This window comes from Streptomyces sp. RP5T (genome assembly GCF_003933965.1).
Lineage (GTDB): Bacteria > Actinomycetota > Actinomycetes > Streptomycetales > Streptomycetaceae > Streptomyces.
Window position 1 is genome coordinate 1 of sequence record NZ_RSAJ01000733.1, and the last position, 3,682, is coordinate 3,682.

The window sequence follows — 3,682 nt, forward strand, 5'->3', positions numbered from 1 at the left end:
CTCCTCCAGCAGCGGGCGCATGAAGTCCTCGGTGGTGCCCGGCGGGACGGGGGACTCCAGGATGACGGTGGTGTGCGGACGCAGGTGGGTGCTCAAGGTGCGCGCCGCCGCCTCCACCTGGCTCAGGTCCAGGCCGCCGTCGGGGCAGGCCGGGGTGGGGGCGCAGATGACCGCCGTGCGGACGCGGCCGAGTTCGGCGGGGCCCGCGGCCGTCCGGAAGCCCCCCGAGAGCATCCGGCGCAGTTCGGCGGGGCTGAGGGAGCCGGCCTCGGGGCCGGTGCGGTAGCCGAGGGTGGAGATGCCGGCGGCGACAGCGGCCTGGGCCAGGGGCAGTCCGTAGGGGCCGAGTCCGATCACGGCGAGATCTGCGGGCATGGCGTGGGCCGTCCTTCCCAGTAACCGAAGCGGGACAGGTGCGCAAGCCCTGTGGACTGGACGAGCGAGCGCAATGTCAGACTAGGAGTAAATATGACCGATATACGGGATTGATTCCGTGTGTCTTCCTGTGGGGTTGTGAGCTTTGGCCTACGCAGTGGTGAAAGTTATCCACAGGCTGAGGGTGACTGGTGGCTGAAGTTGGGCAACCCGGTCAGAATTTGGGCATGGGGGATACGGACCGGGCCACTCCTCAGGGAAGATCCGGCCCTCGAAGGTGACCGGTGCGATCTACAGCTGGAGGCAGCAGTGGTGAGGACAGCGACACTGGGGCCGGCGCAGCGCGCCGAGTCACTCGCAGCAATGGCCGAGCGCGAACTGGACATCCTGGTGGTGGGAGCCGGCGTGGTCGGTGCGGGGACCGCCCTCGACGCGGTGACCCGGGGCCTGTCCGTGGGACTGGTCGAGGCGCGTGACTGGGCGTCGGGCACCTCCAGCCGCTCCAGCAAGCTGATCCACGGCGGCCTGCGCTATCTGGAGATGCTCGACTTCGCCCTCGTGCGCGAGGCGTTGAAGGAGCGCGGACTGCTGCTGGAGCGGCTCGCCCCGCACCTCGTGAAGCCCGTGCCCTTCCTGTACCCCTTGCAGCACAAGGGCTGGGAGCGGTGGTACGCCGGCTCGGGCGTCGCGCTCTACGACGCCATGTCGATGGCCCGGGGACATGGCCGCGGGCTGCCCCGGCACCGGCACCTGAGTCACCGTCACGCCCTGCGCGTCGCGCCCGCCTTGAGGAGGGACGCCCTCGTCGGAGCGTTGCAGTACTACGACGCCCAGATGGACGACGCCCGCTTCGTGGCCACCCTCGTGCGCACGGCGACGGCCTACGGCGCCAGGACCGCCAACCGCGCGCGGGTGACCGGGTTCCTGCGCGAGGGCGAGCGCGTGGTCGGGGCCCGGGTGCAGGACGTCGAGGCGGGCGGGGAGTACGAGATCCGCGCCAAGCAGGTGGTCAACGCGACCGGGGTGTGGACCGACGACACCCAGGCGATGGTCGGCGAGCGGGGGCAGTTCCACGTCCGCGCCTCCAAGGGCATCCACCTCGTCGTGCCCAAGGACCGTATCCACTCCTCGACCGGGCTGATCCTGCGCACCGAGAAGTCCGTGCTGTTCGTCATCCCCTGGGGCCGGCACTGGATCATCGGCACCACCGACACCGACTGGGACCTCGACAAGGCCCATCCGGCCGCCTCCAGCGCGGACATCGACTACCTGCTGGAGCACGTGAACTCGGTGCTCGCGGTGCCGCTGACCCGGGACGACGTGCAAGGTGTGTACGCGGGCCTGCGACCCCTGCTCGCCGGTGAGTCGGACGCCACCAGCAAGCTCTCCCGCGAGCACACCGTGGCGCATCCGGTGCCGGGGCTCGTCGTCGTGGCGGGCGGCAAGTACACGACCTACCGCGTGATGGCCAAGGACGCCGTCGACGAGGCGGTGCACGGGCTCGACACCCGGGTCGCCGCGTGTGTCACGGAGGACATTCCGCTGCTGGGCGCCGAGGGCTACCGGGCCCTGTGGAACGCGCGGGCGCGGATCGCGGCGCGCACCGGCCTTCATGTCGCCCGGGTCGAGCATCTGCTGAATCGGTACGGCAGCCTTGCCGAGGAGGTCCTCGAACTCATCGCGTCGGACTCCACGCTGGGCGAGCCGTTGCAGGCGGCCGACGACTATCTGCGCGCCGAGATCGTCTACGCCGCCTCGCACGAGGGCGCGCGGCACCTGGACGACGTGCTGACCCGGCGGACCCGGATCTCCATCGAGACCTTCGACCGGGGCGTGCGCTCCGCCCGGGAGGCCGCCGAGCTGATGGCGCCGGTGCTGGGCTGGGACAAGGACCACATCGAGCGCGAGGTCGAGCACTACGAGAAGCGGGTGGAGGCGGAGCGCGAGTCGCAGCGGCAGCCGGACGACCTGACGGCGGACGCGGCGCGACTGGGGGCGCCGGACATCGTGCCGCTGTAGTCCGGTGGGTGCGCTGTAGTTCGGCGGGCGCGGGAGCCGGAGCGGGCGCGGGCGCGGGAGCGGGCGCGGGAGGGGAGCTGTAACGACGCCGGGGCGCAGGAGCAGAAGCAGAAACAGGACCGGGCTCGGTGGTCCTCCCGGTATCACTCGAACGAGTGTCGCGGGACGGGATCTCCGTTCGGGAGCCGGTCGTTCTGCGAGGTGCGGGGGCAGAACTCGGCGGCGAGCAGGGCCGGTTCGAGGCCGGGGTCTGCCACCGACGTCGTGTTCACGCGGAAGGTGAGGACGCGACGGCCGCCGATCGTGGCTGCGGTGCGCACGTAGCTGCCGGTGATGCGGCCGTTGTGCCCCCACACCGTGGTGCCGCACGGCAGCCTCACCGGGAACAGCCCCATGCCGTACGAGCCGTGTGCGGCGTGAGTGTCCGTCATCTCGTGCAGCCAGTACGGGGACAGCAGCCGGCCGCCGAGCAGCGCCGCGTAGAAGCGGTCCAGGTCGGCGAGGGTGCTCACCAGCTCGCCCGCGGCCCCGGCCACCCGCGGGTCGAGCGCGGTGATGTCGGACCCGTCGGCGGTGTAGGCGCGGCCGTGCGGAGAGGGGAGAGAAGTGCGCGAGCCCGGAAAGGAGGTGGCCGTCAGGCGCAGCGGGGCGATGATCCGCCGCTCGGCCTCGGTGGCGTAGGAGTCGCCGGTGACCTGCCGGATCACCATGCCGAGCAGGACGTAGTTGGTGTTCGAGTAGGAGTAGCGGCCGCGGTCGGCCGGGGGGTGGGTGAGAGCGATACGAACGGCCTGGACAGGAGTGAGGGGGATCAGACCCCGGGTGTCCTCGGTGAAGTCGTACAGACCGCTGGTGTGGGTGAGCAGGGCGCGCAGGGTCAGCGCGCGGCCGTCGTTGCCCGCTCCGCGCACCAGGCCGGGCAGGTGCTGCTCCACCGTGTCGGACAGCTTCAGCCGGTGTTCCGCGGCCAGTTGGAGGACGACCGTCGCGATGAAGGTCTTGGTGATGCTGCCGGCGCGGAAGTGGTCGGCGCGGGCGATTCCCGGACCCGCCTCGGCGTAACGGGTCCCGCTCCGCTCCCGGGCCAGGAGAGCGGCGGCGGGAGCGCCGCCCCGCGTCACCAGCCGCGGGAGCAGCGCGTCCGTGGCCGGGAGCGCGGGGACGGCGGGGGCCGGGGAGGCTGCCGGCGCCAGGGCGAGCAGCAGCAGGGCGACCGGGACGGCCAGTAGCGCCCGAAGCAGCGGCATCGCGGATCCTCCCTTGTCAGGGCCATCATGCAGGGTCGGGG

Annotated in this window: 2 protein-coding genes and 1 pseudogene; 1 reads left to right on the forward strand and 2 read right to left on the reverse strand. The window is 71.6% G+C overall.

Annotated elements, in window-relative coordinates; translation table 11 throughout:
- A pseudogene (locus tag EHS43_RS40050) lies at window positions 1–375 on the reverse strand (nucleotide sugar dehydrogenase); the annotation flags it as partial.
- Between the two features lie 312 nt (window positions 376–687).
- Between EHS43_RS40050 and EHS43_RS40055 the strand changes: the two are divergent.
- Window positions 688–2,394, forward strand: coding sequence for a glycerol-3-phosphate dehydrogenase/oxidase (locus EHS43_RS40055; RefSeq protein WP_125195466.1), 1,707 nt, complete (start codon window positions 688–690; stop codon window positions 2,392–2,394).
- A 143-nt stretch (window positions 2,395–2,537) separates the two neighbouring features.
- On the opposite strand, the gene EHS43_RS40060 is transcribed toward EHS43_RS40055, so the two are convergent.
- Entirely contained in the window at window positions 2,538–3,641 is a 1,104-nt protein-coding gene (locus EHS43_RS40060; protein WP_125195467.1) for a serine hydrolase, read from the reverse strand.
- Window positions 3,642–3,682 lie beyond the last annotated feature (41 nt).